The 25,714-nt window shown below is 49.1% G+C and carries 22 protein-coding genes and 4 tRNA genes; 17 read left to right on the top strand and 9 right to left on the bottom strand.

The genetic code is table 11. The features are described from left to right. Nucleotides 1-143: 143 nt before the first annotated feature. From CYJ98_RS11045 to CYJ98_RS10990, 12 genes are all read left to right on the top strand, one after another. Nucleotides 144-1,106, top strand: a complete 963-nt coding sequence (locus CYJ98_RS11045) for a beta-ketoacyl-ACP synthase III (protein ID WP_101755804.1) — start codon at nucleotides 144-146, stop codon at nucleotides 1,104-1,106. A gap of 51 nt (nucleotides 1,107-1,157) precedes the next feature. Beyond that, on the top strand, nucleotides 1,158-1,505 hold the full coding sequence (locus CYJ98_RS11040; RefSeq protein WP_167382865.1) for a DUF1294 domain-containing protein: 348 nt from the start codon (nucleotides 1,158-1,160) through the stop codon (nucleotides 1,503-1,505). A gap of 9 nt (nucleotides 1,506-1,514) precedes the next feature. Next, nucleotides 1,515-2,441, top strand: coding sequence for an ACP S-malonyltransferase (gene fabD, locus CYJ98_RS11035; protein ID WP_101755802.1), 927 nt, complete (start codon nucleotides 1,515-1,517; stop codon nucleotides 2,439-2,441). Nucleotides 2,442-2,515: 74 nt separating this feature from the next. Next, on the top strand, nucleotides 2,516-3,517 hold the full coding sequence (locus CYJ98_RS11030) for a hypothetical protein (RefSeq protein WP_101755801.1): 1,002 nt from the start codon (nucleotides 2,516-2,518) through the stop codon (nucleotides 3,515-3,517). A gap of 55 nt (nucleotides 3,518-3,572) precedes the next feature. Next, nucleotides 3,573-4,643 (top strand): hypothetical protein, encoded by a 1,071-nt coding sequence (locus CYJ98_RS11025; protein WP_101755940.1) that lies wholly within the window; start codon nucleotides 3,573-3,575, stop codon nucleotides 4,641-4,643. Continuing rightward, nucleotides 4,636-5,673, top strand: a complete 1,038-nt coding sequence (locus CYJ98_RS11020) for a glycosyltransferase family 8 protein (RefSeq protein ID WP_101755800.1) — start codon at nucleotides 4,636-4,638, stop codon at nucleotides 5,671-5,673. The genes CYJ98_RS11025 and CYJ98_RS11020 overlap by 8 nt, the downstream gene beginning before the upstream one ends. Nucleotides 5,674-5,717: 44 nt before the next feature. Continuing rightward, on the top strand, nucleotides 5,718-6,464 hold the full coding sequence (gene fabG / locus CYJ98_RS11015; RefSeq protein ID WP_101755799.1) for a 3-oxoacyl-ACP reductase FabG: 747 nt from the start codon (nucleotides 5,718-5,720) through the stop codon (nucleotides 6,462-6,464). Between the two features lie 268 nt (nucleotides 6,465-6,732). After that, nucleotides 6,733-8,715 carry a monovalent cation:proton antiporter family protein gene (locus CYJ98_RS11010; RefSeq protein ID WP_101755798.1) on the top strand — a complete coding sequence of 661 codons (1,983 nt, stop codon included), beginning with the start codon at nucleotides 6,733-6,735 and terminating at the stop codon, nucleotides 8,713-8,715. A gap of 69 nt (nucleotides 8,716-8,784) precedes the next feature. Next, nucleotides 8,785-8,860: transfer RNA gene (locus tag CYJ98_RS11005), tRNA-Val, on the top strand. 33 nt (nucleotides 8,861-8,893) lie between these two features. Further along, nucleotides 8,894-8,970: transfer RNA gene (locus CYJ98_RS11000), tRNA-Asp, on the top strand. Between the two features lie 39 nt (nucleotides 8,971-9,009). Then, nucleotides 9,010-9,085: transfer RNA gene (locus CYJ98_RS10995), tRNA-Val, on the top strand. A 32-nt stretch (nucleotides 9,086-9,117) separates the two neighbouring features. Next, nucleotides 9,118-9,194, top strand: a tRNA-Asp gene (locus CYJ98_RS10990). A 233-nt stretch (nucleotides 9,195-9,427) separates the two neighbouring features. Here CYJ98_RS10990 and dacB read toward each other — a convergent pair. Both dacB and CYJ98_RS10980 read right to left on the bottom strand, forming a co-directional pair. After that, a complete protein-coding gene (gene dacB, locus CYJ98_RS10985; RefSeq protein WP_101756135.1) occupies nucleotides 9,428-10,840 on the bottom strand; it encodes a D-alanyl-D-alanine carboxypeptidase/D-alanyl-D-alanine-endopeptidase in 1,413 nt (470 codons plus the stop codon). A 69-nt stretch (nucleotides 10,841-10,909) separates the two neighbouring features. Then, complete coding sequence (locus CYJ98_RS10980; RefSeq protein WP_101756136.1) at nucleotides 10,910-12,337, bottom strand: MFS transporter; 1,428 nt, start codon at nucleotides 12,335-12,337, stop codon at nucleotides 10,910-10,912. A 136-nt stretch (nucleotides 12,338-12,473) separates the two neighbouring features. Between CYJ98_RS10980 and CYJ98_RS10975 the strand changes: the two genes are divergently transcribed. From CYJ98_RS10975 to CYJ98_RS10965, 3 genes are all read left to right on the top strand, one after another. Next, on the top strand, nucleotides 12,474-13,040 hold the full coding sequence (locus CYJ98_RS10975) for an NADPH-dependent FMN reductase (RefSeq protein ID WP_070829674.1): 567 nt from the start codon (nucleotides 12,474-12,476) through the stop codon (nucleotides 13,038-13,040). A gap of 147 nt (nucleotides 13,041-13,187) precedes the next feature. Then, nucleotides 13,188-13,865 carry a response regulator gene (locus tag CYJ98_RS10970; RefSeq protein WP_101756137.1) on the top strand — a complete coding sequence of 226 codons (678 nt, stop codon included), beginning with the start codon at nucleotides 13,188-13,190 and terminating at the stop codon, nucleotides 13,863-13,865. Between the two features lie 29 nt (nucleotides 13,866-13,894). Further along, nucleotides 13,895-15,208: a sensor histidine kinase gene (locus CYJ98_RS10965; RefSeq protein WP_101756138.1), complete on the top strand. Its 1,314-nt coding sequence runs from the start codon at nucleotides 13,895-13,897 to the stop codon at nucleotides 15,206-15,208. 129 nt (nucleotides 15,209-15,337) lie between these two features. On the opposite strand, the gene aroB is transcribed toward CYJ98_RS10965, so the two are convergent. The 7 genes from aroB to pilM all read right to left on the bottom strand — a co-directional run bounded on the left by aroB (nucleotide 15,338) and on the right by pilM (nucleotide 22,185). Further along, the gene (gene aroB / locus CYJ98_RS10960; RefSeq protein WP_101756139.1) at nucleotides 15,338-16,417 is read right to left on the bottom strand and encodes a 3-dehydroquinate synthase; all 1,080 of its coding nucleotides are present in this window, start codon (nucleotides 16,415-16,417) and stop codon (nucleotides 15,338-15,340) included. Nucleotides 16,418-16,439: 22 nt separating this feature from the next. Then, nucleotides 16,440-16,952: a shikimate kinase gene (locus tag CYJ98_RS10955; RefSeq protein ID WP_039862528.1), complete on the bottom strand. Its 513-nt coding sequence runs from the start codon at nucleotides 16,950-16,952 to the stop codon at nucleotides 16,440-16,442. A 131-nt stretch (nucleotides 16,953-17,083) separates the two neighbouring features. Beyond that, on the bottom strand, nucleotides 17,084-19,216 hold the full coding sequence (gene pilQ, locus CYJ98_RS10950; RefSeq protein ID WP_101756140.1) for a type IV pilus secretin PilQ: 2,133 nt from the start codon (nucleotides 19,214-19,216) through the stop codon (nucleotides 17,084-17,086). 20 nt (nucleotides 19,217-19,236) lie between these two features. Further along, nucleotides 19,237-19,779: a pilus assembly protein PilP gene (locus tag CYJ98_RS10945; RefSeq protein ID WP_070850266.1), complete on the bottom strand. Its 543-nt coding sequence runs from the start codon at nucleotides 19,777-19,779 to the stop codon at nucleotides 19,237-19,239. Nucleotides 19,780-19,794: 15 nt separating this feature from the next. Next, nucleotides 19,795-20,466 carry a type 4a pilus biogenesis protein PilO gene (locus CYJ98_RS10940; RefSeq protein ID WP_101756141.1) on the bottom strand — a complete coding sequence of 224 codons (672 nt, stop codon included), beginning with the start codon at nucleotides 20,464-20,466 and terminating at the stop codon, nucleotides 19,795-19,797. After that, on the bottom strand, nucleotides 20,466-21,089 hold the full coding sequence (locus CYJ98_RS10935; RefSeq protein WP_101756142.1) for a PilN domain-containing protein: 624 nt from the start codon (nucleotides 21,087-21,089) through the stop codon (nucleotides 20,466-20,468). The genes CYJ98_RS10940 and CYJ98_RS10935 overlap by 1 nt, the downstream gene beginning before the upstream one ends. A 4-nt stretch (nucleotides 21,090-21,093) precedes the next feature. Continuing rightward, complete coding sequence (gene pilM, locus CYJ98_RS10930) at nucleotides 21,094-22,185, bottom strand: type IV pilus assembly protein PilM (protein ID WP_070825873.1); 1,092 nt, start codon at nucleotides 22,183-22,185, stop codon at nucleotides 21,094-21,096. A gap of 152 nt (nucleotides 22,186-22,337) precedes the next feature. Here pilM and CYJ98_RS10925 point away from each other — a divergent pair, with 152 nt between their 5' ends. Together CYJ98_RS10925 and CYJ98_RS10920 are read left to right on the top strand one after the other, a co-directional pair. Continuing rightward, nucleotides 22,338-24,734, top strand: a complete 2,397-nt coding sequence (locus tag CYJ98_RS10925) for a penicillin-binding protein 1A (protein ID WP_101756144.1) — start codon at nucleotides 22,338-22,340, stop codon at nucleotides 24,732-24,734. 60 nt (nucleotides 24,735-24,794) lie between these two features. Further along, the gene (locus CYJ98_RS10920; RefSeq protein WP_101756145.1) at nucleotides 24,795-25,631 is read left to right on the top strand and encodes a PHP domain-containing protein; all 837 of its coding nucleotides are present in this window, start codon (nucleotides 24,795-24,797) and stop codon (nucleotides 25,629-25,631) included. Nucleotides 25,632-25,714 lie beyond the last annotated feature (83 nt).

Below are 25,714 nucleotides of genomic sequence, written 5' to 3'. Positions count from 1 at the left end.
ATACAGGCCGTCTGAAACTCCAAAATGTTCAGACGGCCTGTTTTTATCTTTAATCACCGACTTCATTCTTAATATTGGGAATTTCCCCATTTTCGCTTACAATACCCGACTATCTGAATCAACTCTCTAAAAAGGCCGTTCTCATGCAATATGCCAAAATTTCCGGTACAGGCAGCTACCTTCCTGCCAACCGCGTCAGCAATGACGACCTTGCAAAAAAAGTGGACACTTCCGACGAGTGGATTACCACGCGTACAGGTATCAAATTTCGCCATATTGCAGACGACAGCGAAAAAACCAGCGATTTGGCCGCCGAGTCAGCGCGCCGCGCCTTGGCAGATGCCGGTTTGCAGGCTAACGATATCGATCTGATTATCGTCGCCACAGCCACTCCCGATATGCAGTTCCCTTCTACGGCAACCATCGTGCAGCAAAAATTGGGTATTGCCAACGGCTGCCCTGCCTTTGACGTACAGGCCGTGTGCGCCGGTTTTATATATGCCCTGACTACTGCCAATGCCTACATCAAAAGCGGCATGGCGAAAAACGCTTTGGTTATCGGCGCGGAAACCTTCAGCCGCATCGTCGATTGGAACGACCGCACCACCTGCGTCCTCTTTGGTGACGGCGCAGGCGCGGTTGTCTTAAGTGCATCTGACGAACCGGGCATTATCCATAGCAAACTCAAAGCCGACGGCAACTACCTCAACCTTTTGAACGTCCCGGGACAAATCGCCAACGGCCAGGTTTGCGGTTCGCCCTACATCAGCATGGACGGCCCCGGCGTATTCAAGTTTGCCGTCAAAATGCTGGCAAAAATTGCAGATGACGTTATCGAAGAAGCCGGTTATACCACCAATCAAATCGATTGGCTTGTGCCGCACCAAGCCAATAAGCGCATTATCGACTCTACCGCCAAACACTTGGGCTTGAGCATGGACAAAGTGATCCTGACCGTCCAAGACCACGGCAACACTTCCGCAGCCTCCATTCCGCTGGCACTGGATGTCGGTATTAAAAACGGCCAAATCAAACGCGGACAAAACCTCTTGCTCGAAGGCATCGGTGGCGGTTTTGCCTGGGGTGCAGTTTTGGTGAAATACTAACGATTGGGCCGTCTGAACATCCCTTTCAGACGGCCTATTCTGCTAAAACCTATGAAATCCCTAACGTTTGCACTTTGCATCAGCAGCCTGTTTTTAAGCATAACGGCTGTAATATTGCCCAAACTGGCAATCGCCTATCTCGCACTGAGTGCATACGTTTTCTTGCTTTACTACCTAGACAAACAGCGCGCACGCAACCACGGCAGACGCATACCCGAAGCAAAATTGCATCTGCTCAACCTACTTGGCGGCTGGCCGGGCGGTTATTGCGGCAGCCTCGCATTCAGGCACAAAACCAGCAAACTCAGTTTTGTCCGCACCTTCCGACTGACCGCCGCAACCAATACTGTCGCCACCCTCCTTCTGCTGGTGGACACCCTCAAACATTCAAACCAATAAGGAATTACCATGTCTTTCGCATTCTTTTTCCCTGGACAAGGCTCACAAAGCCTAGGCATGATGAACGGCTTTGCCGAGCAAGCCATCGTTAAAGCCACATTTGACGAAGCTTCCGCCGTATTGGGTCAAGACCTGTGGGCAATGATTAACGGCGAAGATGCCGAATTAATCGGACAAACCGTCAACACCCAGCCCATCATGCTGGCTGCTGGCATTGCCACCTACCGAGCCTACTTGGAAGCCGGCGGTAAAATCCCTTCCGTCGTTGCAGGCCACAGTCTCGGCGAATACACCGCCCTCGTCGCTGCCGGCGCATTGGATTTCGCAGACGCGGTCAAACTGGTTCGTCTGCGCGCCGAACTTATGCAATCTGCCGTACCGCAAGGCGTAGGCGCAATGGCCGCTATCTTGGGTTTGGAAGACGATCAAGTAAAAGCCATTTGTGCCGAAGCTGTACAAAGCGAAGTCGTTGAAGCCGTCAACTTCAACTCCCCAGGCCAAGTTGTGATTGCCGGCAATACCGCCGCAGTCGAACGCGCCATGGCCGCTGCCAAAGAAGCCGGAGCCAAACGCGCCCTGCCGCTGCCTGTTTCCGTTCCTTCACATTGCAGCCTCATGAAGCCTGCAGCAGAAAAACTTGCCGAAGCACTGAAAGACATCACCATCAAACAACCGCAAATCCGTGTCATCCATAACGCCGATGTCGCTTCTTACGATGATGCCGACAAAATCAAAGATGCCTTGGTACGCCAACTGTACAGCCCAGTACGCTGGACAGAAACCGTCAACGCACTTGTCTCCGAAGGCATCACTGAATCCGCCGAATGCGGCCCCGGCAAAGTCCTCGCAGGCCTCGCCAAACGCATCAATAAAGAAGCCGCGTGCAGCGCATTGACCAATGCCGATCAAGTGACTGCATTTATCGAAGCCCACTAAAAATGTTTTCAGACGGCCTTATCCTGTCAGGCAAGGCCGTCTGAAAAATCAGCCCACTCCAATCCGAATACATTATGAAAAAAACCATTATTCTTGCCGTTCCCTACATGTACGGACTGGATCAATGTATCGAAAAAAATCTGCGTTTTCTTGGTTTTGATGTCATTAATCTGTGCTATGACGACCGAGATTCCTATTACCCGAACTTGGGCAGCAGACTTAAAAACCTCTACCACAAACACATCACCAAAAACGGCAACTATAAAAAATACCTCAAATACAGCCGCCACCTCGACGACATTCAACAAAAATTGGCCTTGCTAAACGGTAAAAAAGCCGATTATGCGCTCTGTATCCGTGCCAATATTTACCCCAAAGAAATCATCGCCACCATCCGCGAACACAGCAATGTTTGCGTGAATTATCAATGGGATGGCGTAGGACGCTTCCCAGATATTATTGAATATTTGGATTATTTTGACCAATGCTGGGTTTTCGATCCCGACGATATTCAAAAATATCCACAATGCCGTTTCAAAGCCACCACTAATTTTTACTTTGACTTTCCCGTGGCGGAATATACCCCCACCAACAAACTCTACTTTTTAGGCGGCTACGAACTCAGACGCGAAGAACAAACCAAACGCTTTATCCAAGAAACCGAACGCCTCAGCCTACCCTTGGATTTTCATATCTACTGCAAAGACGACAGGGCTGAAAAAGCCTTCGGACACAACGGCATCCGCTATCTCGACCGCAGCAGCATCCTCAGCTTTGAAGAAAACCTCAGCCAAGTGCAAAGTTGCGGTGCAGTCGTCGATTTTGCACAATTCGAACATTACGGCTTATCATTCCGTATCTTTGATGCGTTGCGTTTCGATAAAAAACTGATTACCACCAACAAACATATCTTGGAAACCGACCTATACCACCCGGACCGCGTGTTCGTATGGGACGGCGGTAATTTAGACGCATTGCCTGAATTTTTGGCACGTCCGTATCAGCAACCTGCCCCTGAAATCAAAGCCTATTATTCGTTTACACAATGGCTAAACCGCCTGATCGGCATTGATTAACCTTATTGCCCACGGCAGATACCCCTGCCTGACAAAATATTACATTAAATACATTATGAGTAAGAAAAAAGTCATTCTCGCCATGCCGGAACTCTTCAAAATCCACGAACTCATTATTGAGAACTTGGAGAAATGCGGATTTGAAGTGCTGTCCCTGACCTATGAAGAAAAAGAGTTCAAATACAAAAATGTATTTCAACGGCTGAAAAAAATTTGGTATCGAAATATTCTTGGGCAAAAAGACTTCAAAAAACGGACCATGTTCCGCGCCGTAGAAGAACGCCTCAATACCCTGTTAAGCGAACATCCCGAACAAGCGGATTATTGCTTCATGATTTGGCTGGGCGCCTATCCGAAAGACTTCATCGCCAAGCTCAGAGCGCATTCAAAATTAATGGTGTATTACAACTGGGAAGCCCTGACCTTCTTAAAAGAAGACTTCGACAACATCGAATTTTTCGACAAGTTTTACTTTTTCGATCCGTTTGACCAAGGCAAACACCCTGAATACACCGAAAAACTCTTTCCAACCACCAGCTTCTACTTTGACAGCTTCAGGCCGTCTGAAAACCCGCAAAACAAAATCTTGTTTATCGGCTCGTACGCCGCCGACCGTAACAACGACATCCGCGCATTTTGCGAAGCTGCACGTTCAATCGGTTTAGAAATAGATTTCCGCTTGGCCAGCAAGAAAATCGAAGAAGAAAAAGCAGCTTTGGGCATTCCCGAAGTCGAGTTCTTCTCCTTTGAAAACGCCCTCTCCTATCGTCAAAACTTAGAAGAAGCGGCCAAATCCTCCGTATTGGTGGATTTCCTCAACCGCAAGCACTACGGTCTCTCTTTGCGGATTTTCGAAGCGATTGGATTGGACAAAAAACTGATTACGACCAATCCGACCATCGCACATTACGATTTTTATCACCCGAACAATATGTTCTACTGGGACGGAAGCAACCTTGAAGAACTCAAAGCCTTCCTGACCTTGCCGTATGTACCGCTTGCCCCAGGCTTGAAGCACAAATACAGCTTCAGCAACTGGATCAGCTGCGCATTTGATATTGAACCGAATATCCCTATCGGATTACCTGAAATCAATAGAGAAGTTGTGGGGAATTTAAATGTTTGAAAGAGAAAAATTAGTATTAGAAACTGTTCATATCCGCAAACGAGAATTCATTGAACAGCCGAAACATATTGTTTATGCAGCCGATCAAAACTATATCAAACACATCGGCACTGCGTTACTTTCTGTACTGCAAAACAATACCAGTCGAATACATTTTCATTTGTTAGTTAGTGGTTCAGAAGGTTATGATTTTAATATTTTCGATCAAATTGAAACATCAAATCAAAACTACGCAATAAGCGTTTACCATTTAAATACAGAATACTTTTCTACCCTGCAGACTACCCATTATTTTACTATCGCTATGTATTACCGTATGAGTATCCCTTGCTTATTAAAAGGTATTGCTCATACTGCGCTTTATTTAGATACTGATGTACTGTGCTTGGGCAACATTGATGATTTATTTGAAATCGACATTTCAAATTCTTTGATTGCCGCCGTACCTGATGCAATCTTATACAGAGCATATATAAAACAACTCAATCAATTTGGTTTTACAGATACTGAGCCTTATTTCAACTCTGGGGTCATTCTATTCAATATTGACAAATGGAATGATATGGCAATAGATAAAATTTTGTCTGAAAAAATGCAAGCCGTAGAAAAACAGAATTTTAAACTCTCCTGTCCAGACCAAGATATTTTGAATTTAGCCTGTATAGGTCATGTACACTGGCTTTCAGAAAACTTTAACTGGATACATTGGCATCAAAAATACAGTGAATTAATCGACAATCCCAACAATATCCGCTTAGTCCATTTTGTTGGTCATATCAAACCGTGGCATCAATTAGGCTTCCACCCCGCATATGATCAATATTTTAAGAATTCCCCATGGAATAACGGATATCTAGAACAACCTCTATCAACTTGGTTGCCCTTTCCAAATCCTAAAAGGAAATTTAGACAAGCAGCCAAACGGCTTTGGAAACAAGGACAAAAAAAGCAAGCATGGGCATACTACAAAGAATATTTATTACGCAGAATCAACAAACGACGGTATCAAGCACCCTCCCTAGGTAAATAAGGCCGTCTGAAACCATTTTTCCAATCGCAATTAAGGAATAAAACATGAGTACACAAGATTTAAGCGGCAAAATCGCTTTGGTAACCGGCGCATCGCGCGGTATTGGTGCGGCGATTGCCGATACTTTGGCTGCGGCCGGTGCAAAAGTTATCGGTACAGCCACCAGTGAGAGCGGTGCGGCTGCAATCAGCGAACGCTTGGCACAATGGGGTGGCGAAGGCCGTGCATTGAATTCTGCCGAACCTGAAACCATCGAAAACTTGATTGCCAACATCGAAAAAGAATTCGGCAAACTGGATATTCTGGTCAATAACGCCGGCATTACCCGCGACAACCTCCTGATGCGCATGAAAGAGGAAGAATGGGACGACATCATGCAGGTTAACCTCAAATCTGTGTTCCGCGCCTCCAAAGCGGTATTGCGCGGCATGATGAAACAGCGTACCGGCCGCATCATCAACATCACATCCGTTGTCGGCGTGATGGGCAATGCCGGCCAAACCAACTATGCGGCCGCAAAAGCAGGCTTAATCGGCTTCTCCAAATCTATGGCGCGTGAAGTCGGCAGCCGCGGCATTACCGTCAACTGCGTTGCCCCCGGCTTTATCGACACCGATATGACCCGCGCCCTGCCGGAAGAAACCCGCAAAACCTTTGAAGCGCAAACTTCTTTGGGCAAATTCGGTGAAGCGCAAGATATTGCCGATGCAGTTTTGTTCTTGGCTTCTGATCAGGCAAAATACATTACCGGTCAGACACTTCATGTCAACGGCGGCATGTTGATGCCGTAAACCGTTTGTTTATTTAAAGGCCGTCTGAATATTTCAGACGGCCCTTTTTGTCAATCAAAACACTACTTTACATTCTATCTTGATATAATCTTAACAATCCGTTAGATAACGCTCGAAACAGTAAGTCCAAATAAGCATGATACGGGAAATCAAATCGCAGAAATGAAGTTCATTCTGTGCGTTTTTATTTGGGTTTGCTGTCGGTTTTCGACGTGTTTCAGACGGCCTATATAACAATAGCTACTTTTAACGAAAGGCCGCCCACTCTATGCACGAATTCTCCCTCGGTCCCATTGTCATTGTCCTGTTGGTTTCCGTCATTACGGTTATCTGCTGTCGCAAGTTCAACATTCCTTCCATGCTCGGTTATCTTTTGGTCGGTTTTATTGCCGGTCCGGGTATGTTCAAACTGATTCCGCAAAGCCACGCCACTGACTATTTGGGCGAAATCGGCATTGTGTTCTTGATGTTCAGCATCGGTCTCGAATTCTCCCTGCCCAAACTCAAAGCCATGCGCCGCCTCGTATTCGGCTTGGGCGGTTTGCAAGTCATCATTACCATGCTCTCGATTATGGGCATTTTGATGGCAATGGGCACGCCGTTTAACTGGGCGTTTGCCACTGCGGGTGCACTGACCATGTCGTCCACCGCTATCGTCAGCCGCATTCTGTCGGAGAAAACCGAGCTAGGTCAGCCGCATGGTCAAATGGCCATGGGTGTTTTGCTGATGCAAGATATTGCCGTTGTACCGCTGATGATTCTGATTCCGGCACTTGCCGGCGGCAGCGAAGGCAACTTGTGGGTAGAGCTGGGCTTGGCCGGCTTGAAAATGTTGCTGACCTTGGGCATTTTGTTCGTTATCGGCAGCCGTGTGATGTCACGCTGGTTCAGACTGGTTGCCAAACGCAAATCGTCCGAACTCTTCATGATCAACGTTTTGCTGGTTACCTTAGGCGTAGCCTATCTGACAGAGCTTGAAGGCCTGTCTATGGCATTGGGCGCATTCGTTGCCGGTATGCTGCTTTCCGAAACCGAATACCGCATTCAGGTGGAAGACGACATCCGTCCATTCCGCGATATCCTGCTGGGTTTCTTCTTCATTACCGTCGGTATGAAGCTGGATATTCAGGCGCTGATCGGCAACTGGCAGCAAATCCTGATTTTGTTGGCAATCCTGTTGGTCTTGAAAGCACTGGTCGTCTTCATCATCGCTTTGCGCATGAAAAACCCTACGAGCGACAGCCTCAAGAGTGCGCTTTATTTGGCACAAGGCGGCGAGTTCGGTTTCGTGATGCTGGCTATTTCCAGCAAAATCAATATGGTTTCGCCCGAATTGGAACAAGCAGCCACTGCAGCCGTCTTGCTCTCCATGATTGCCGCACCATTCATTTTGGGCAGCAGCGATGCCATCGTCAGCCGCTTCGTTAAATCCGACTGGGACATGAAAGCCTTGGACTTACACTCCATGTTGGTGGAAACCATGAGCAAATCCGAACACGTCCTGATTATCGGTTTCGGACGCGGCGGCCAATCGGTTGCCCGTGTATTGGCGCAAGAAGGCATCCCCTACTTTGCCCTTGACTTGGATATTGCCCGCGTACAAGTGGCACGCAACGCAGGCGAACCGGTTTCCTTTGGCGATGCCAAACGCCGTGAAGTCTTGGAAGCCGCCGGCTTGGGACGCGCCAAAATGGTGGTCATCACGCTGAACAATATGCATGAAACACAACATGTTCTCGGTAACATCATGTCCATGCATCCGAGCATGCCGGTTTATGTTCGCGCCACCAATGACGATTATGTCAAAACCTTTACCGAAATGGGTGCGGAAGAAACCGTCTCCGATACCAAAGAAACCAGCCTGGTGCTGGCAAGCTATGCCATGTTGGGCCACGGCCTCTCTTACAACCATGTTTATCAAACCATAACCCACATCCGTCACAGCCGCTATGCATCATTGCAAGACTTGTTTGTCGGCAGTGATGATGATAGCTTCTCCGACGAAGACAGTAAGGCCGTCTGCCGCCATGCCTTCCCATTACAAGGCGAGGCACATGCCATCGGCAAAACCATCCGTGAATTGCCATTGGCAGCGCATTATCTGAAACTATTGTTTATCCGCCGCAATACCGGAAAAATCCAAGACCTTGACCCTGATTTCGTTCTGGAAACCGGCGACATTTTGGTTGTTGCAGGCAAGCAGGAAGAAATTATTTCCTTTGAAAACTGGTGCTTGCAGGGAGACATCTAATTATCGGCAAATAAATCTTGCGCGTGTCAGGATTTTTTGGTTTAATAGCGTCTTCGCAATTTTGCGCATGGGTGATTAGCTCAGTTGGTAGAGCGTCTGCCTTACAAGCAGAATGTCGGCGGTTCGACTCCGTCATCACCCACCAAGTTTCTTTTTCATTGTCTTTGACAGTGGATGCGCGGTGGTAGCTCAGTTGGTTAGAGTACCGGCCTGTCACGCCGGGGGTCGCGGGTTCGAGCCCCGTCCGCCGCGCCATTATTTAAAAATACTGATTCTTCAGTATATCCCTTTTTCGGGTGATTAGCTCAGTTGGTAGAGCGTCTGCCTTACAAGCAGAATGTCGGCGGTTCGACTCCGTCATCACCCACCACTTTCCTTTTCATTGTCTTCGACAATGGATGCGCGGTGGTAGCTCAGTTGGTTAGAGTACCGGCCTGTCACGCCGGGGGTCGCGGGTTCGAGCCCCGTCCGCCGCGCCATCAAGTTAAAAGTAAACAATACCGGTTTTTACCGGTATTTTTTTCGTCTGTATCCTATGCCTTTTTATAAAAAATCCAGCTATTTAGATAGTATAAACAGGGCAACACAATAAACGCTTATTCATCAAATCCCTAAATCATCTTCCAAAATAGACATAAATACTTGCCTCCTCTTCTTACACAAAGGCCGTCTGAAAACGTCAATACATTTTCAGACGGCCTTCTTTGGCTTATCAAGCCTGATACCTAATCATGCAGGAGGCCTTAGCATCAATCCAATGCTCGCCACCGGGCTGAACAATTTTAGACACCAACTTATCCAAGTCGCGTAAATAATCGGTTGATTTTTGGCTGTTGATAATGACGACAACCAGCAACGGCTTTTCGCCCAACCAATACCCAGCCAGTGCGCGGACATCTTTAAGCGTACCGGTTTTAAGGCGCAGGTTTTCACCTGGCTGCTTCAAGCGTGTTTTAAGCGTGCCGTCTTTACCGGCAATCGGCAGCGTACTGATAAACTCGTTTTTAAACGGGCTAAAGTAGGCTTTTTCCAACATTTGCGCCATCATGCGCGCATTAAGCCGTTCAACGCGGGACAGGCCTGAGCCGTTTTCCAACACCAGCCCTTCCGTATTGATACCTGCAACCGCCAGCTCGCTTTTTACGATAGAAGCGGCCTTAGTCTGCGCCAGCTTGTAATCAGACATGTTTCCGGCAAATTTAAGGAAAACCGAACGGGCAATCAGATTATTGGAATGCTTGTTCATATCGGTGAGGATATCGGTAAGCGGTTTGGATAGATGGCTTGCCAACACATGCGCATCATGAGGCGCCGCACCTGTCGTCAGGCCGTCTGAAACCGTACCGTCTTGTTGACGCCATTGGTTGACGAAACTTTTGCCGACAAATTCTTTCATGCTGTACATATTCAGATACAGTTCTTTGCCCAAGCAGCGTTCCGACAGCTTGCCCGATACGGTCAGCGTATTGTTTTTATAGGAAGTCTTCATGTGTTTTTTTAAAACACTGCACTTCCCTTCTTTATTCTCAAGCGTCAATTTGTTTTGAATGTTCAGATTCGGCAGCGGCGGATTGGTACGGATGACCAAGCTTCCATCTTCTTCTTTTTCAGCACGGAGTTCAACGGTTTTATACGCCAACATATTAGGATCGGGCGGTGTCATAAAGCTTTCGGCAGAATCGGAAGCAAAATCATCCGGATTCTTCACATCGCCCCACAGGCTGCGGTCGAGTATCAGATGTCCGTCAATATGGCGTATGCCCTTATCACGCATCTGTTGCTGCATTTGCACCAAATCATGCTGGTCAAACACAGGATCGCCGCTCCCCACCCAATACACGTTGCCTTTCAGCGTATCGCCTTTGATTAGGCCGTTGGTTTTAAACTCGGTTTTCCAACGATAATCGCCGCCCAACATACGAAACGCGGTAAACGCCGTTACCAGCTTCATGGTCGAAGCAGGATTGCGCAATTCATCGGCACGGTGTTCGGCAATCACTTTGCCGCTGTCCAATTCCTGCACATAAACAGAAATCTCATTTTCAGGAATACGCCCGAAATCCAAAGCCCATGACGGATAAACCGCCATCATCAGGCCGACTGATAAAATACTTTTCAACTTCATTGTGTTACAAAATCTTATAAATTCTTACGAGATACTTAGGCCGTCTGAACGTTTCAGATGGCCTTTTATTTATTTCTGATGCGCTTTCAAACGCAAAGCAAACATGACAACCACAACACCGACAACCAAAGCGCAACCCATCGCCAAATGGATACCGTCCAGCATTGCCTGTTGCGGCATATCTGCACTGGAAAGTTTCTCACCGATATTGGTCGCACCGACAAAAAACGCCGCGCCGATGGCACCGGCAATCGGATTAATGGTGGTCAGAATCGCCGCACCGTGCGGATTGAGCGTTTTCGGCAACGCGTTCAGACCATGAGTTTCGCCGGTTACACAAGCAGACACGGAAAGCGCCAACAGCGTAAACATCGCCGTCAACATCACCACCTGCGTATCAATCCGCAAAAACAGCCACAATACCGCCAACGACACCACCAGCATCACTGTTGCCGGCAAAACGACAAAGCGTCCGCCCTTTTTGTCCAACAATTTGCCGAACAACGGCGCGGCAATCGCCTGGGCAATACTGGCAGGCATCAGGATCAGGCCGGTTGCCGTACCGGTCAGCATCAACACTTGCTGCGTGTACATCGGCACCATCAGTTCCAAGCCCAAGAACAGGAATACCGCACCGGCCAAAATCACAACGCAATATCTGAACTGTTTGTATTCAAACGCACGAAGGTTCAACAACGGCGTAGCCAAACGGAACTGACGGTGCGCAAACCACCCCACCAGCACAACGGAAGTGGCAAAGAGCAGGATAAATTCCACCAGCGGCATATGGGCAAAATTACTGCTCGCATAAACCAGCCCGCCCAAACCCGCAATTGACAACACGGCCGACAACATATCGATTTTCGGACGGCTGATGTTGCTCAAATTGACTGTCAAATATTTGCCCACCAGCACCATCGCCGCCAACATAAACGGCGCGGTAAAGCCGAACAGCACGCGCCAATGCGTATGGTCGATGATGATGCCCGACAGCGTCGGCCCCATTGCAGGCGCGGCGGCAAACATCATGGTAATCACGCCCATCGCCGTTCCGCGCTTGTTGGGCGGGAAAATCGACAACACTCCGTTAAACAGAAGCGGGACAAAAAACGCGGCAGACACTGCCTGCACCATACGCCCGACCACCAATACGCCAAACGTCGGTGCAAACGCGCAAATCAGCGATCCTGCTAAAAACGTTGCCTGCGTAAACAGCACCATTTTGCGCGTTTCAAACCATTGAATCACGCCGGCCGTAATCGGCGTAAATGCCCCCATGACCAGCAAAAAGCCCGTTGTCAGCCATTGGACCGTGGTCTTATCGACACCAAAATCTTTCATAATCGGCGTAAGCGCGACATTCAGCAGCGTGTCGTTGAGATAGCCGAAAAATGCGCCGATGAATAAGGTGGCGACAATGGTTTTAGCTGGAAAGTCGGGATTGTCGGCATAGTATTCGTGTGCCGTTGCGTCCTCTTGCGAATCAGAAGCGTGCATAATAATTTGAAATATCAGCGAAACCGTTATTTTAGCATAAACCGTTTTGACAGGCCGTCTGAAACCTTGACCGCTTCCCCAGATAACACTAAAATTTAGAATTGTTTTCATTTTTATTATTAAACAGGAGAAAAACATGTCAAAGAAAGTCAGCATCTTGGTCGGCAGTCTGCGTAAAGGCTCGTTTGCACGCAAAATCGCACAAAACGTCATTCCCATGTTCCCCGAAGGCTACGAAGCGCAAATCGTCGAAATCGGCCATTTGCCTTTATACAACTTCGACTACGACGATCCTGCCGTTACCGACTTCCCTACTCCGTCCAGCTATACCGAGTTCCGTGAAACCATCAAAGCCTCTGCCGGCGTATTGTTCGTGACTTCCGAAAACAACCGTACCGTCCCCGCCTGCCTGAAAAACGCCATCGACATCGGTTCCAAACCCAATGCCGATGTTGCCTGGAAAAAAACACCTGCTGGCATCATCAGTCATTCTGTCGGCAAAATGGGCGGTTATAGCGCGCAAAAAAATCTGCGCCTTGCCCTTTCGTATTTCGATATGCCGCTGACCGGCCAGCCGGAAGTGTTCCTCGGCAACTCGCCTACCCTGTTTGACGACAACGGCCAGCTCATCGAATCCGCGCGCGGATTTGTTCAAGGCTATATCGACCAATTGGTTGCCTTGATTGAGAAAAACCCTAAATAATCGGGATTGAAGCATACAGGCCGTCTGAAAAACGAAATTTCAGACGGCCTCATCTTTTGCAAAAAATCAGTTTTTCAACCCTTCCTAAATTTTTACTAATTGAGTGCGGTTATAATCACTATCCACCCATCCTCACGGAGAACTTCCATGCGCGTATTATTGGTTGAAGACGATGCCATGATTGCCCAAGCCGTCAGTGCCAACCTGAAAGACACCGGTTACGCTGTCGATTGGGTCAATCGTGGTTCGGAAGTTGCCGCAGCAGTGGCGGCGCAGGCATACGATTTGCTGCTCTTGGATTTGGGTTTGCCCGGCAAAGACGGTTTGGACGTATTGGCGCAAATCCGCAACGGCGGCTGTACCGTCCCTGTCTTAATCGTGACCGCACGCGACGATTTGCACAGCCGCCTCAACGGCCTAGACGGCGGCGCAGACGACTACATCGTCAAACCCTTCGACATGGCGGAACTGCAAGCCCGTATGCGCGCCGTATTGCGCCGACACGGCGGACAGGCGCAAACGCTGCTGAGCAACGGCATCATCACGCTGAACCCTTCCACCCATCAGGCGGAAGTGGTCGGGCAGGAACAGGCCATCATGCTCAGCAACAAAGAATTTGCCGTCCTCCAAGCCCTGCTGCTGCGTCCGGGCATGATTCTGTCACGCAGCGATTTGGAAGACAAAATTTACGGCTGGGGCGAAGAAGTCGAAAGCAACGCCGTTGACTTCCTGATTCACGCCTTACGCAAAAAACTCGGCAAAGAAGCGATTCAAAACGTCCGCGGGGTTGGCTGGCTGGTTGCACAAAACAACCAGGCCGTCTGAAAAACCACAACAACATCAACACACAAACCATGCAACGCCTTATCCACACCATCAAACAATCCCTGCAAGTCCGGATCAGCCTCGCCCTAATCTGCATGCTCCTGCCCCTCTCCATTCTTGCAGGCATATTTTCATATTACGATACTTATCACGAGACCCAAGAGGTTCAAGACGACCTGTTGCGCCAAGTCGCGAACTATCTCGATCCGAGCGATGCCGATGATGAGAAACACTCACTCGACAACGACAACAAGATTTCCGTTCAATTTCCCAATACGCCCAACCCCATTGTCAGCCTGCCTGAGCAGATTTCAGACGGCCTGCACACCATTCAGGCTGATGACGATGACGATTACTACCGCGTTTATACCCGCGACACCAAGCAAGGCCGCATCGCCGTCATGCAGGAAAGCGACTACCGCGAAGAGCTGGCCGAAATGGCCGCCGTGCAGAGCATCCTCCCCATGCTCCTCGCCCTGCCCCTGATTATCCTGCTCACCGTCTGGATTACCCATCGCGCCATGCGTTCCGTCAAAACCCTGTCCAACGATTTGGAACAGCGCCAAATCAACGACCTCTCGCCGATGGACACGCAAAACATTCCCAGCGAAATCCAAGGCTTTGTCGTCGCCATCAACAACCTGTTGCAGCGTACCGACGAAAACGTCCGCCAACAGCAACGCTTTATCGCCGATGCCGCACATGAATTGCGCAGCCCCATGACCGCCCTTTCCCTTCAGGCAGAGCGGCTCAACAATATGCAGCTGTCCGCCGAAGCGCGCGAGCAGTCCGCCCTGTTGCAACAAAGCATACAGCGCAACCGCCACCTGCTCGAGCAACTCCTTTCCCTCGCACGCGCCCAAGCACCCGAAACCCAACGCCCTAAAACCTTGATCAGCTTGCAAAACCAGTTCCGCCGTGTCTTGCAAGAACTCATGCCGCTGGCACTGGCTAAAGGTCAAGACATCGGTGTCGCCGTTGAAAACGACTGCCAAATCCACGCCGACGACACTGAAATCTACACCCTTATCAAAACCTTTACCGATAACGCCATCCGCTATACCCCAAAAGGCGGCCGCATCGATTTGGGTTTTGACGAAACCGCCGAATACCTCAATATCTGGGTGGAAGACGACGGCCCCGGCATTCCCCCAAGCGAACGCCAACGCGTTATCGACCCCTTCTACCGCATTCTCGGCACCGAACAACAAGGCACTGGACTTGGTCTGTCCATTGCAGACACCATTGTCAAACGCCATCAAGGCCGTCTGAAACTGGCCGACAGCCGACGCTTTGACAGCGGCTTGCTGATTATTGCCGAGTTGGATAAAAAGACGCTTTAAATAATTGACCCGCCCAAATTGGTTTATCTAGCTTTAATCCGATGAATCAAAACGCTTTAAAACCAAAGGCCGTCTGAAAATGACTTTCAGACGGCCTTTTTATATTTTGGAGCAAACCTCATTCATTCCTCACAAATACGGCTGCAAGGTTTGGCGGAGGATTTCCATATCGGTAATTTCGGTGATATTGGCTTTGCCCAAGTATTCCAAGCCGACAAAACGCATGATGCCGCTGCTGACTTTTTTGTCGTGGCTCATGTGTTCAATCCATTTTTCAAATGAAAAAACAGGCGGCGCAGACGGGAGGGAGGCGGCTTCCATTAAAGCGGCAATACGATCGGTATCGGCTTGTTGGGTTTTACCCAAAATTTGCGACAAACGGGAAGCAAGGACGCAACCGGCGGCAACGGCTTCGCCGTGCAACCATACGCCGTAGCCCATTTCGGCTTCGATGGCATGGCCGAAAGTGTGGCCGAGATTAAGCCATGCGCGGATGCCCTGCTCGGTTTCGTCTTGGGCAACAATATCGGCCTTCATTTTGCAGCAATGGTAAACGGCTTCTGCCATTTTTTCTTGGTGTTGCACCATCAGGTCGGCCATATTTTCTTCCAACCAAGCAAAAAATTCGGCATCGCCCAATGCGCCGTATTTGATGACTTCGGCTATACCTGCGGAAAGTTCGCGTTGCGGCAGCGTTTGCAGGGCGGTCAAATCGGCCAGCACGGCTTGCGGCTGGTAGAACGCGCCAATCATATTTTTACCGAGCGGATGGTTGATGGCAGTTTTACCGCCGACCGAGGAATCGACCTGGCTGAGCAATGTGGTCGGTACTTGGATAAAAGGTGCGCCACGCTGATAAGTCGCCGCGGCAAAGCCGACCATATCGCCTATCACACCGCCGCCCAAAGCGATTAAAGTGGTTTTACGTTCGGCACGGTTTTGCATCAGACCATCGTAAATCAGGTTAAGCGTCTGCCAGTTTTTATATTCTTCGCCGTCGGGAAGGATAATGCTGAAATGCGGCACGCCCAGTCTGTCTAAGGCCGTCTGAAGCTGTTTGAGATAAAGCGGCGCAACGGTTTCGTTGGTAATGATGGCTGCTTTTTTGCCTAAATAGGGCTGAAGCAGCGTATCTGCCTGCTCAATCAGTTTATGCCCGATAAAGATGGGGTATTGATGGGACGGGGTTTGGACAGTCAGTGTGCGCATGGTATTCCTTTGCAAAGCGTATTTATTCGTCTAAAGCCTGTATCAGGCGTTTGAGCGTTTTGTGACAGCTGTCGGATTCGATGACGAGATGGGCAGTTTGACGGTACAGCGTATCGCGTTGGTCATACAGCTCTTGCAGTTTGGCCAAAGGGTCGGCAACTTGCAACAGCGGCCGGTTGCTGTCGTAACGGGTACGCTCCAGCAAGGTTTCGGGGCTGGCATGCAGATAAACAACCGTGCCGTTTTGGCGCAAAATCTGTCTGTTTTCACTGCGCAATACGGAGCCGCCACCGGTCGATAAAACGATGTTGCGCCGGGAAGCGAGCTTCTTCAGCATATTGGTTTCGCGGTTGCGGAAGCCTTCCTCCCCTTCCATCTCAAAAATGGTCGGAATGGATACGCCCGAAGAAGTGCAGATTTCGTAGTCACTGTCGTAAAACGGGCATTCAAACATTTGGGCAAGCTGCTTGCCTAAAGTGGTTTTGCCCGCGCCCATCAGCCCGATTAAAATTAAATTGCCGTTGATTTTTTCCATGAGGGTCATTTTATACGATATGGTGGTTTCGTGGAAAAGTTCGTCGTTTTTCAGACGGCCTTTTCATCTCAGGCCGTCTGAAAACGAAAACAGGCATACCTTTGCAGATATGCCTGTTTGTCATTCTAAAATCAATAACGCAGATTGTTACCCACATTGTCCATAATGCGCGGCGTGATGAAGATCAACAGCTCACGGCGGTTTTCACGTTTGCCGCGTGATTTAAACAGATTGCCGACAACAGGAATATCGCCCAAAACAGGTACTTTGTTCACTGCATTGGTGCTTTCTTCTTCGTAAATACCGCCGACAATCAGCGTACCGCCATCTTCAACCATGGCTTGGGTATTCAAGTGTTTGGTGTTGATACACTTGGTTGTCAGAGAATCTACGGTACAGTCGATCGGGGTATCACGATTAATCTTCACAGTCATAATGATTTGACCGTCAGGCGTAATGTTCGGCGTTACGGTCAAGCCCAAAACGGCTTTCTTGAAGGTAATCGAAGTCGCACCGCTGGAAGAAGCCTCTTGGTAAGGAATTTCCGTACCGGATTCAATTTTGGCTTCTTTGCGGTCTTGTGTCAGCACGCGCGGATTGGAAATAGTTTTACTCTTACCTTGTTCTTCAGACGCGCTGATTTCCAAACCCAATGCGCCGGACGAGAACGCACGCACCAGCGCAATGCTGTTGACTGCGGCTGCGGTCGGCAGACTGACATTCGGATCCAAAGACCAAGTAGGATAGCGGACATCGCCACGGTTAAACGAGGCATTGGTATTGTAGTTGGTTTGCGCATTGCTCCAGTTGCTGCCCCATGCGTTACGGCCACTTGCACCACCGGAACCGAATTTAACGCCCAAGTTGCGGAAGAAGGTATCTTCTGCTTCCACAATACGCGCTTCCACCATCACTTGACGGGTTGGAACGTCCAGTTCATCAATTAGTTTGCGGAATTTCTCAATCACGCCGCGGTTATCGGTTACGATCAGTGTATTGGTAGCCGGATCAATTAAGGCACTGCCTCGGTTGCTCAACAAAGTGTTGCGGGTATTGGAATTATTGCTGTCGTATTCTTCCAAACGCAGAATTTTGCGGAATTCTTCCACGTTTTTGTATTTCAACTGGAAGGTTTGAGAATACAGCGGACCCAATTCGGCAATCTCTTTTTCCGCCTGCAAGAAGGCTTTGTCTTTTGCCAACAATTCATCGCGAGGAGCAATATTGATGATGTTGCCTTGACGGCGCATATCCAAATTACGCGCCTGCATGACCAAATCCAAAGCCTGATCCCAAGGTACATCTTTCAGGGACAAAGTCATGGTGCCTTTGACGGTATCGCTGGCAACAATATTCACGCCGGATTCTTTCGCCAAAATCTGCAAAATGGTACGGACTTCTACATCTTGGAAGTCCAAGGAAATTTTACGGCCTTTAAACGATTTGTTTGCATTTTGGTTCAAGCCGCCGGATTCGGTATTGGCGGCTTTAGGCGATACTTCAAATACAAAACGGCCGGAAGAGGCTTTGGTATTGATGTCCCAATTCGCATTATTGTTGCGGATAATGAGCTGGGTAGAATTGCCGATACGTTTGAGCGTAACGTTTTGTACAGGCGTATTGAAGTCAGCCACATCCAAACTGCGTTGCGCTTGTGTCGGCAGTGTATGGTTTTTCAAGGTAACAACGACGCGGTCGCGTTGCTGTTTGATGTCCGGCTGTCCGCTGAAACCCGGGGCAGACAGTTCAATAATGCCGGAATTGCGTGCGCCTTTGCGGAAATCGATATTGGCGGCCGAAACGGCTTGATAGGCCTGAGTAGCGCGCGCGGTAGACGGTGTAGCTGCACGTTCATTTACAACGGCCGCATTGGTTTGGTCAGTAGATTCGTTTACGAATACCCAAACTTCGTTGCCGCGAATTTCAGTATTGTATTGGCTGATTTTGTTCAAACCCAAAACCACGCGTGCGCGGTCGTTGTTTTGTGCCGCAGTAATTTGATTCAGCAAGGGGTCGGCATATTCCAAAACAGGCTGGGGCAAACGGATATTGGTGTTGGCAAAATCCAATGCAATACGCGCCGGAGTAGATGTTACAAAACCATGAGGTGTGGTGACGTCTTTGTCGAAACGGATTTTGATGATTTTTTGGTTGTCAGGCAAAGTGGAAACGTTGATATCGGTAATATTGCCTGCAAAGGCCGTCTGAACAGCGAGGGCAACGCTGAAGCCGGCAAATAATTTTGTCATGTGCTTGGTTTTCATAATCGAGTGAGACCCCTAAATTAATTTGAATTCGAACTATCTGAGCTATCGGAAGAATCCGCGTCTTTGCTGCTCAACGGCAATTCGGCCTTCCGGTACACCCAGTTGCCGTAGCTGTCTTCAACTTGCTCGGTCAGGATAATTTTATCTTCAGTAATACTTTGGATTCTGCCGTAATTCTGACCGATGTAGTTTCCGGGATAAACGGTATAAACATGGTCGTTGACTTTGATAAATCCGGAAACTTTACCACCGCTTTGAAGCGTTCCGACAAAAGTCATGTTTTCCAGACTGAAGGCTTCCAAGGTTTCTTTCGGACGGTTTACATCCGGCGCATTACCGCCTTTGGGGGCAGTATCCAAACGGCGTGAATCAAACGCATTCAAGCCTTTAAAATTTGGAGGGTTATACGGCTTGGGCAATGTAACCGTCGGCTCTTCAAACGGAATAATCTTGGACTTCGCCTCCTGACGGGTTTGCGTCATCCATTGAGTCAAATCTTCATAGCTTTGCGTGCAGGCTGCCAAGGGAAGAAGACTTAAGAGTAAGATGATTTTTTTCATGATTTCCCTATTCTTTTATTTTTGCTCATTCTCAGCAGATTTGCCTTCTTCCTGCGCCTGTTGCGCAGCCAATTCAGCGGCAATCTCTTCGGCAGGACGGGCTTTGTAAGTCGTCGCAATCGCGCTCAGTGTCAATTCGCCTTTATTGCCTTTGCCTTCTTTATCCTCGCCTGCGTTTACGAACTTCAAAGAATCCAACGTAATAATGCGCGACAAATCACCTACATCACGAGTAAATTGGCTGATCTGAGCGTATTTGCCTGTGATGGAAATCTGATACGGCAGTTTTTGAATCGGGCCATCGTTTTCAGGTTGGAGCGGTGCAACGCTGTCCAAACGCAAGCCGTTGGTCGAACCCGCCTGATGCAATTCTTGAATCAGGTTCGGAATTTCCGCGTCAGTCGGCAATTGTTTCAACAAAACGTCGAATGCAGAACGAATCGAAGCCAATTCTGCTTTCAGATTATTCAAACTTGCCGCCTGAATGCTTTTACGCGTAAAGGTTTCCTTCAGCTCATCTTCTTTGGCTTCCTGCGTATTCAAGGTTTCAATCTGATCTTTAAAGACGCCGACATAGCCCAAAGCCAACATACCGACAATCAATAAACCTGCCAGCAAAAGTTTTGAAGGCATATTGAGCAGGTACAGGTTTTGTACGTCCAATTGTTTTAGGTTTTTAGATGCCATTATTGAGCCTCCGGAGCAGGTTCGGCCACAGGTTCGGCCATTTCACCGCTGCTTTGGGCAGTCGGTGCAGGAGCCGGCGTATTCACTTGGTTGATTGAAGATTTCAAAGTAAATTCTTGGTAGTTATCTACTTTTTTAATGCTCAACAATTCAGGCTGCAAGAAAATACCTGTACTTGGCAGGGAGCGCATCATAACGGCGATTTTATTGTCGCTGATGGCATGACCGCTGATTTTATAGCTGGTCGGGCTTTCTGCTTCCAACGCAGTCAAATAAGTATTATCGGGCGTAAGCGCATTCAAAGAATCAAGGATATAGGCCGCTTGATAGCGTTTTTCCTGCAACTCTTCAACTTTCAGCTTTTTAGCCAAGAAGGCTTCTTTTTCTTGCTGAAGTTTATCGATTTCGCCTAATTCTCTATCAAGTCTGTCAATTTCGGTTTGCAGGAAGTTGTTGCGGCCTTCTTGATTGCGGATGGCGCTGTCAATACCGAGATAGGTAGCGGCTGCCAAGCCCAAACCCACTGCAAAAGCGCCAAGCATCAATACTTTGAATTGCTGCTGCTTGCGCTGTTTAATCTCTTCCCGATACGGAAGAAGGTTGATTCTGGTTAATTCGATCATGTTCTCAAAGTCCCCTTAATGCCAATCCGAACGCCAAAGTCAGTGACGGCGCATCAATTTGAAACTGCGGCAATTCTACTTTTGCACTGCGTTCCACATATGAAATCGGATGCAGATATTCTGTTGCCGTATTGGTTTGCGAGAAAATGCTTTCTGCCAAACCTGCCTGCTGTGCGGTAAAGCCGGTCAGCAGGATGTGTTTGATATTGGCGAAAGAATCAGTGGCCTGCGTGGTATAGTAAAATTGCAAAACACGCTGAACTTCTTGCGCAACCTGTACATTAAAACGGTCGGCAATCTGAGACTGGTAGTCGGAAGGCTTGTTTTGGGAAGCCATCATTTGTGCGGCTTTTTCTTCAGTTACCTGATAAGTACGCTGAATCAGCTGATTGAGTTGCTCTGTGCTGACCGGAGTTTCTTGTTTATAGAGAATGCGGCCGTTTTGCAGAATCAGGGCATACATTTGCGTCGCATGAATGCCAAACACGGCAACTTTTTCCTCTGCCATTTCGGGAGCATGCGTATTCATCCAATAGACGAAGGCATTGCGTTGCGCCAGCAAGTCCAAGTCCAAAGCGGACAAAGGCAGACCGGCATTTTCAAACATTTCAATGCGTGGCTCGACATCGTCTTTTTTGGCGGCAACAGCTAAAACATGCTGGCCTGAACCGACTTCTTCGGCTTGAAAGTCGTAGTTCATTTCTTCAATAGGCGCAAATTGGCCGACTTCCGCTTCGACAAACTCTTCCAAGTCCAGATCGGTATCACGCGGGTTGTAAATAATTTGCTCGACTGTTGCCAAATTTTGTGGCACAGCCGCAACAATATTTTTGCAAGAACTGCGTAATTGTGTGTAAGTATGTTGGATGTAAGTAGCAAGCTGATCGTAGTCTTGAATTTTGTTGCCTTTGACAATATTTTTAGGCAATTTGGTAATAACGTATTTTTCCAGCTGAATTTGGTTTAAACTACGGCCTGTCAGTTGTACCATCTTAATGGCATGTTGGCTGATGTCGACGCCGATGGCAGAGCGGTTGTTCAATCCGCTAGAAGCCTTGCCTGTTTTGGTATCTTTCGTGCTTTTAAATAAGCGCATGATTTGACTTCCCTGTATCATTTAGGAGTGAGTAACTGTTTCGTTATCCGTAAAGGACTTCTTATTCTTTGCACAGTATTGACTGTGGCTGATAGAAATCGTTTCCCATTTTACTTTATTTATCGCCATTAATGGCAAATTATTACTTAGTCATGATTAAAAAGATTATAACGACCTGCCTGGGTCTCTTATTGGGACTGGCTCTTTTCGGCGTGGGGCTAATTGCAATTGCAATTTTGGTCACCTATCCGAAGCTGCCGTCTTTGGACACTTTACAACACTACAAACCCAAAATGCCGCTGACGATTTATTCTTCAGACGGCCAAGTAATTGGCGTTTATGGCGAGCAACGGCGTGAATTCACCAAAATCGGTGACTTTCCCAAAGTTTTGAAAAATGCCGTGATTGCCGCCGAAGACAAACGCTTCTACGACCACTGGGGCGTGGACGTTTGGGGTGTGGCGCGCGCCGCGATCGGCAACGTCATGGCCGGCGGCGTCCAATCCGGTGCCAGTACGATTACGCAACAGGTTGCTAAAAACTTCTACCTGAGCAGCGAGCGTTCGTTCACCCGTAAATTCAACGAAGCCCTGTTGGCCTACAAAATCGAGCAGTCTTTGAGCAAAGATAAGATTTTGGAGCTGTACTTCAACCAAATCTATTTGGGTCAACGCGCTTATGGTTTCGCATCTGCCGCCCAAATTTATTTCAACAAAAATGTTAACGAGTTAACATTGGCCGAAGCCGCCATGTTGGCCGGCTTGCCCAAAGCCCCTTCCGCCTACAATCCGATTGTAAACCCTGAACGCGCCAAACTGCGTCAGGCTTATATTCTGAACAATATGCTGGAAGAAGGCATGATTACCCTGCAGCAACGCGATCAGGCTTTGAAAGAAGAGTTGCATTACGAGCGTTTTGTACAAAACATCGATCAAAGCGCCCTGTACGTTGCTGAAATGGTGCGTCAAGAGCTGTTTGAGAAATACGGCGAAGATGCCTACACGCAAGGCTTCAAGGTATATACCACCGTCGATACTGCACACCAGCGCGTGGCCACCGAAGCCCTGCGTAAAGTCCTGCGCAATTTCGACCGCGGCAGCAGCTACCGCGGCGCAGAAAACTACATTGACCTGAGCAAAAGCGACAACGTAGAAGAAACCGTCAGCCAATACCTTTCTACACTTTACACCGTCGATAAAATGATTCCGGCGGTTGTATTGGAAGCCTCCCGCAAAGGTGTACAGATTCAGTTGCCGAGCGGCCGTAAAGTGACGCTGAACAGCCACGCTTTAGGCTTTGCCGCCCGTGCCGTCAACAACGAAAAAATGGGAGAAGACCGCATCCGCCGCGGCTCCGTCATCCGCGTTAAAGGCAGCGGCGATACCTTTACCGTCGTTCAAGAGCCTTTGCTACAAGGCGCATTGGTGTCTTTAGATGCGAAAACGGGCGCAGTCCGCGCATTGGTCGGCGGCTACGACTACCACAGCAAAACCTTCAACCGCGCAACTCAAGCCATGCGCCAACCCGGCTCGACGTTCAAACCGTTCGTTTATTCCGCCGCTTTGGCAAAAGGCATGACTGCTTCCACCATGATTAACGATGCGCCGATTTCCCTGCCGGGCAAAGGTGCAAACGGCAAAGCGTGGAACCCGAAAAATTCAGACGGCCGCTATTCCGGTTACATCACACTGCGCCAGGCTTTGACCGCGTCGAAAAACATGGTGTCCATCCGTATCCTGATGTCTATCGGTATCGGTTACGCGCAACAATACATCCAACGCTTCGGCTTTAAGCCGTCTGAAATCCCTGCCAGCCTGTCTATGGCTTTGGGTACAGGCGAAACCACGCCGTTGCGTATTGCAGAAGGTTACAGCGTCTTTGCCAACGGCGGTTACAAAGTGTCCGCCCACGTCATCGACAAAATCTACGACAGCCAAGGCCGTCTGAGAGCGCAAATGCAACCTTTGGTAGCCGGTGAGAACGCACCTCAGGCCATTGACCCGCGCAACGCCTACATCATGTACAAAATCATGCAGGACGTTGTCCGTGTCGGTACCGCACGCGGTGCAGCCGCGCTCGGCCGCTCTGACATCGCCGGTAAAACCGGTACCACCAACGACAACAAAGACGCATGGTTTGTCGGCTTCAACCCTAGCGTTGTGACTGCCGTCTATATCGGCTTTGACAAACCGCGCAGCATGGGTCGTGCAGGTTACGGTGGTACAATCGCCGTACCGGTATGGGTAGAATACATGCGCTTTGCCCTGAAAGGCACCAGCGTCAAACCGATGAAAGCCCCTGAGGGCGTGGTTTCGAACGGTGGCGAAGTGTATATGCGCGAACGCATGACCACCAGCTCCGACCTAGCCTTGGACAACAGCGGCGTTGCTCCGCATCCCGCTCAATCTGCCCGTCGCGCGGTTCCGAATGAAAACCGCCGCCGTGCCGAGAGCGGCAATGCGCCAGCCCGTGAAGAATTAGACGAAACCCCAGTTCTGCCAAGCAATACCGGCAACAACAACAAACAACAACTGGACTCTCTGTTCTAACAAATCAAGGCCGTCTGAAACGTTCAGACGGCCTTTTTTGAGAAAATTCAAAGCAAAACCATGATTGATTTACACTGCCATTCGACCGTTTCAGACGGCATGCTCTCCCCAGCCGAAGTTGTCCGACTCGCCCGTCAAAACGGTTGCACCCTACTCGCCCTGACCGACCACGACCACACCGGCGGACTCGCCGAAGCACGCGCCGAAGCCGATATCCTCGGTCTCCCCTTCGTCAACGGCGCGGAAATATCCGTCACTTGGCGCGGCCGCACCATCCACGTTGTCGGCTTGGACTTTGACGAACACAACGAAACCCTGCAAAACCTGCTTGCCGAAGTCCGTAAAGGCCGTCTGAAACGATTGGAAGCCATCGCGGCCAAACTGGAGAAAAAAGGCATAACAGGCGCGTATGAAGGCGCGCTGGCATTGGCCGCCAACAAAGAAATGGCCAGCCGCACCCACATTGCCGAATTCCTCATCCGCGAAGGCCATGTTAAAAACAAACAGCAGGCGTTTACCAAATATCTGGGCGACGGCAAATCCTGTTCCGTCAGACATGAATGGGCCACACTGGAAGACTGCGTAGCCGCGATTACAGGCGCGGGCGGCATGGCCATTATCGCCCACCCGATGCGCTATGAATTATCCGCCACCGCCAAACGAAACCTGTTTCAAGAATTTAAAAATCTCGGCGGCGCAGGGATTGAAGTACACAGCGGCAACTGCTGCAAAAACGACCGCCTCAACTATGCCCTGCTTGCCGACCGCTTCGACTTTCTCGCCAGCGCAGGCAGCGACTTCCACCGCCCCAACGACTTCAGCGGCGGCATACTCGGTGCCTGCCCCGACTTACCCGAACAATGCCGCCCGGTCTGGGAACACTTTAAGGCCGTCTGAATTTTTGACAGCAATTTTTCAGACGGCCCGCCAAGTATGAGATAGTTATAAACATATCACACTCTACATATTGAAACTGCCTG

It is taken from the genome of Neisseria perflava (assembly GCF_002863305.2).
GTDB classification, from domain to species: Bacteria; Pseudomonadota; Gammaproteobacteria; order Burkholderiales; family Neisseriaceae; genus Neisseria; species Neisseria perflava_A.
This window is presented reverse-complemented; position numbering and strand designations above follow the sequence as displayed.

Excerpts from the sequence above, each read along its gene's own strand:
- CYJ98_RS11025 (WP_101755940.1), top strand. The coding sequence starts at position 3,573 with ATGAGTAAGAAAAAAGTCATTCTCGCCATGCCGGAACTCTTCAAAATC.
- CYJ98_RS10965 (WP_101756138.1), top strand. The coding sequence starts at position 13,895 with ATGCAACGCCTTATCCACACCATCAAACAATCCCTGCAAGTCCGGATC.
- CYJ98_RS10945 (WP_070850266.1), bottom strand. The coding sequence starts at position 19,779 with ATGAAAAAAATCATCTTACTCTTAAGTCTTCTTCCCTTGGCAGCCTGC.
- dacB (WP_101756135.1), bottom strand. The coding sequence starts at position 10,840 with ATGAAGTTGAAAAGTATTTTATCAGTCGGCCTGATGATGGCGGTTTAT.
- CYJ98_RS11010 (WP_101755798.1), top strand. The coding sequence starts at position 6,733 with ATGCACGAATTCTCCCTCGGTCCCATTGTCATTGTCCTGTTGGTTTCC.
- CYJ98_RS11040 (WP_167382865.1), top strand. The coding sequence starts at position 1,158 with ATGAAATCCCTAACGTTTGCACTTTGCATCAGCAGCCTGTTTTTAAGC.
- CYJ98_RS10920 (WP_101756145.1), top strand. The coding sequence starts at position 24,795 with ATGATTGATTTACACTGCCATTCGACCGTTTCAGACGGCATGCTCTCC.
- CYJ98_RS10980 (WP_101756136.1), bottom strand. The coding sequence starts at position 12,337 with ATGCACGCTTCTGATTCGCAAGAGGACGCAACGGCACACGAATACTAT.
- fabG (WP_101755799.1), top strand. The coding sequence starts at position 5,718 with ATGAGTACACAAGATTTAAGCGGCAAAATCGCTTTGGTAACCGGCGCA.
- CYJ98_RS10935 (WP_101756142.1), bottom strand. The coding sequence starts at position 21,089 with ATGATCGAATTAACCAGAATCAACCTTCTTCCGTATCGGGAAGAGATT.
- CYJ98_RS10940 (WP_101756141.1), bottom strand. The coding sequence starts at position 20,466 with ATGGCATCTAAAAACCTAAAACAATTGGACGTACAAAACCTGTACCTG.
- pilQ (WP_101756140.1), bottom strand. The coding sequence starts at position 19,216 with ATGAAAACCAAGCACATGACAAAATTATTTGCCGGCTTCAGCGTTGCC.
- fabD (WP_101755802.1), top strand. The coding sequence starts at position 1,515 with ATGTCTTTCGCATTCTTTTTCCCTGGACAAGGCTCACAAAGCCTAGGC.
- pilM (WP_070825873.1), bottom strand. The coding sequence starts at position 22,185 with ATGCGCTTATTTAAAAGCACGAAAGATACCAAAACAGGCAAGGCTTCT.
- CYJ98_RS11030 (WP_101755801.1), top strand. The coding sequence starts at position 2,516 with ATGAAAAAAACCATTATTCTTGCCGTTCCCTACATGTACGGACTGGAT.
- CYJ98_RS10955 (WP_039862528.1), bottom strand. The coding sequence starts at position 16,952 with ATGGAAAAAATCAACGGCAATTTAATTTTAATCGGGCTGATGGGCGCG.
- aroB (WP_101756139.1), bottom strand. The coding sequence starts at position 16,417 with ATGCGCACACTGACTGTCCAAACCCCGTCCCATCAATACCCCATCTTT.
- CYJ98_RS11020 (WP_101755800.1), top strand. The coding sequence starts at position 4,636 with ATGTTTGAAAGAGAAAAATTAGTATTAGAAACTGTTCATATCCGCAAA.
- CYJ98_RS10925 (WP_101756144.1), top strand. The coding sequence starts at position 22,338 with ATGATTAAAAAGATTATAACGACCTGCCTGGGTCTCTTATTGGGACTG.
- CYJ98_RS11045 (WP_101755804.1), top strand. The coding sequence starts at position 144 with ATGCAATATGCCAAAATTTCCGGTACAGGCAGCTACCTTCCTGCCAAC.
- CYJ98_RS10970 (WP_101756137.1), top strand. The coding sequence starts at position 13,188 with ATGCGCGTATTATTGGTTGAAGACGATGCCATGATTGCCCAAGCCGTC.
- CYJ98_RS10975 (WP_070829674.1), top strand. The coding sequence starts at position 12,474 with ATGTCAAAGAAAGTCAGCATCTTGGTCGGCAGTCTGCGTAAAGGCTCG.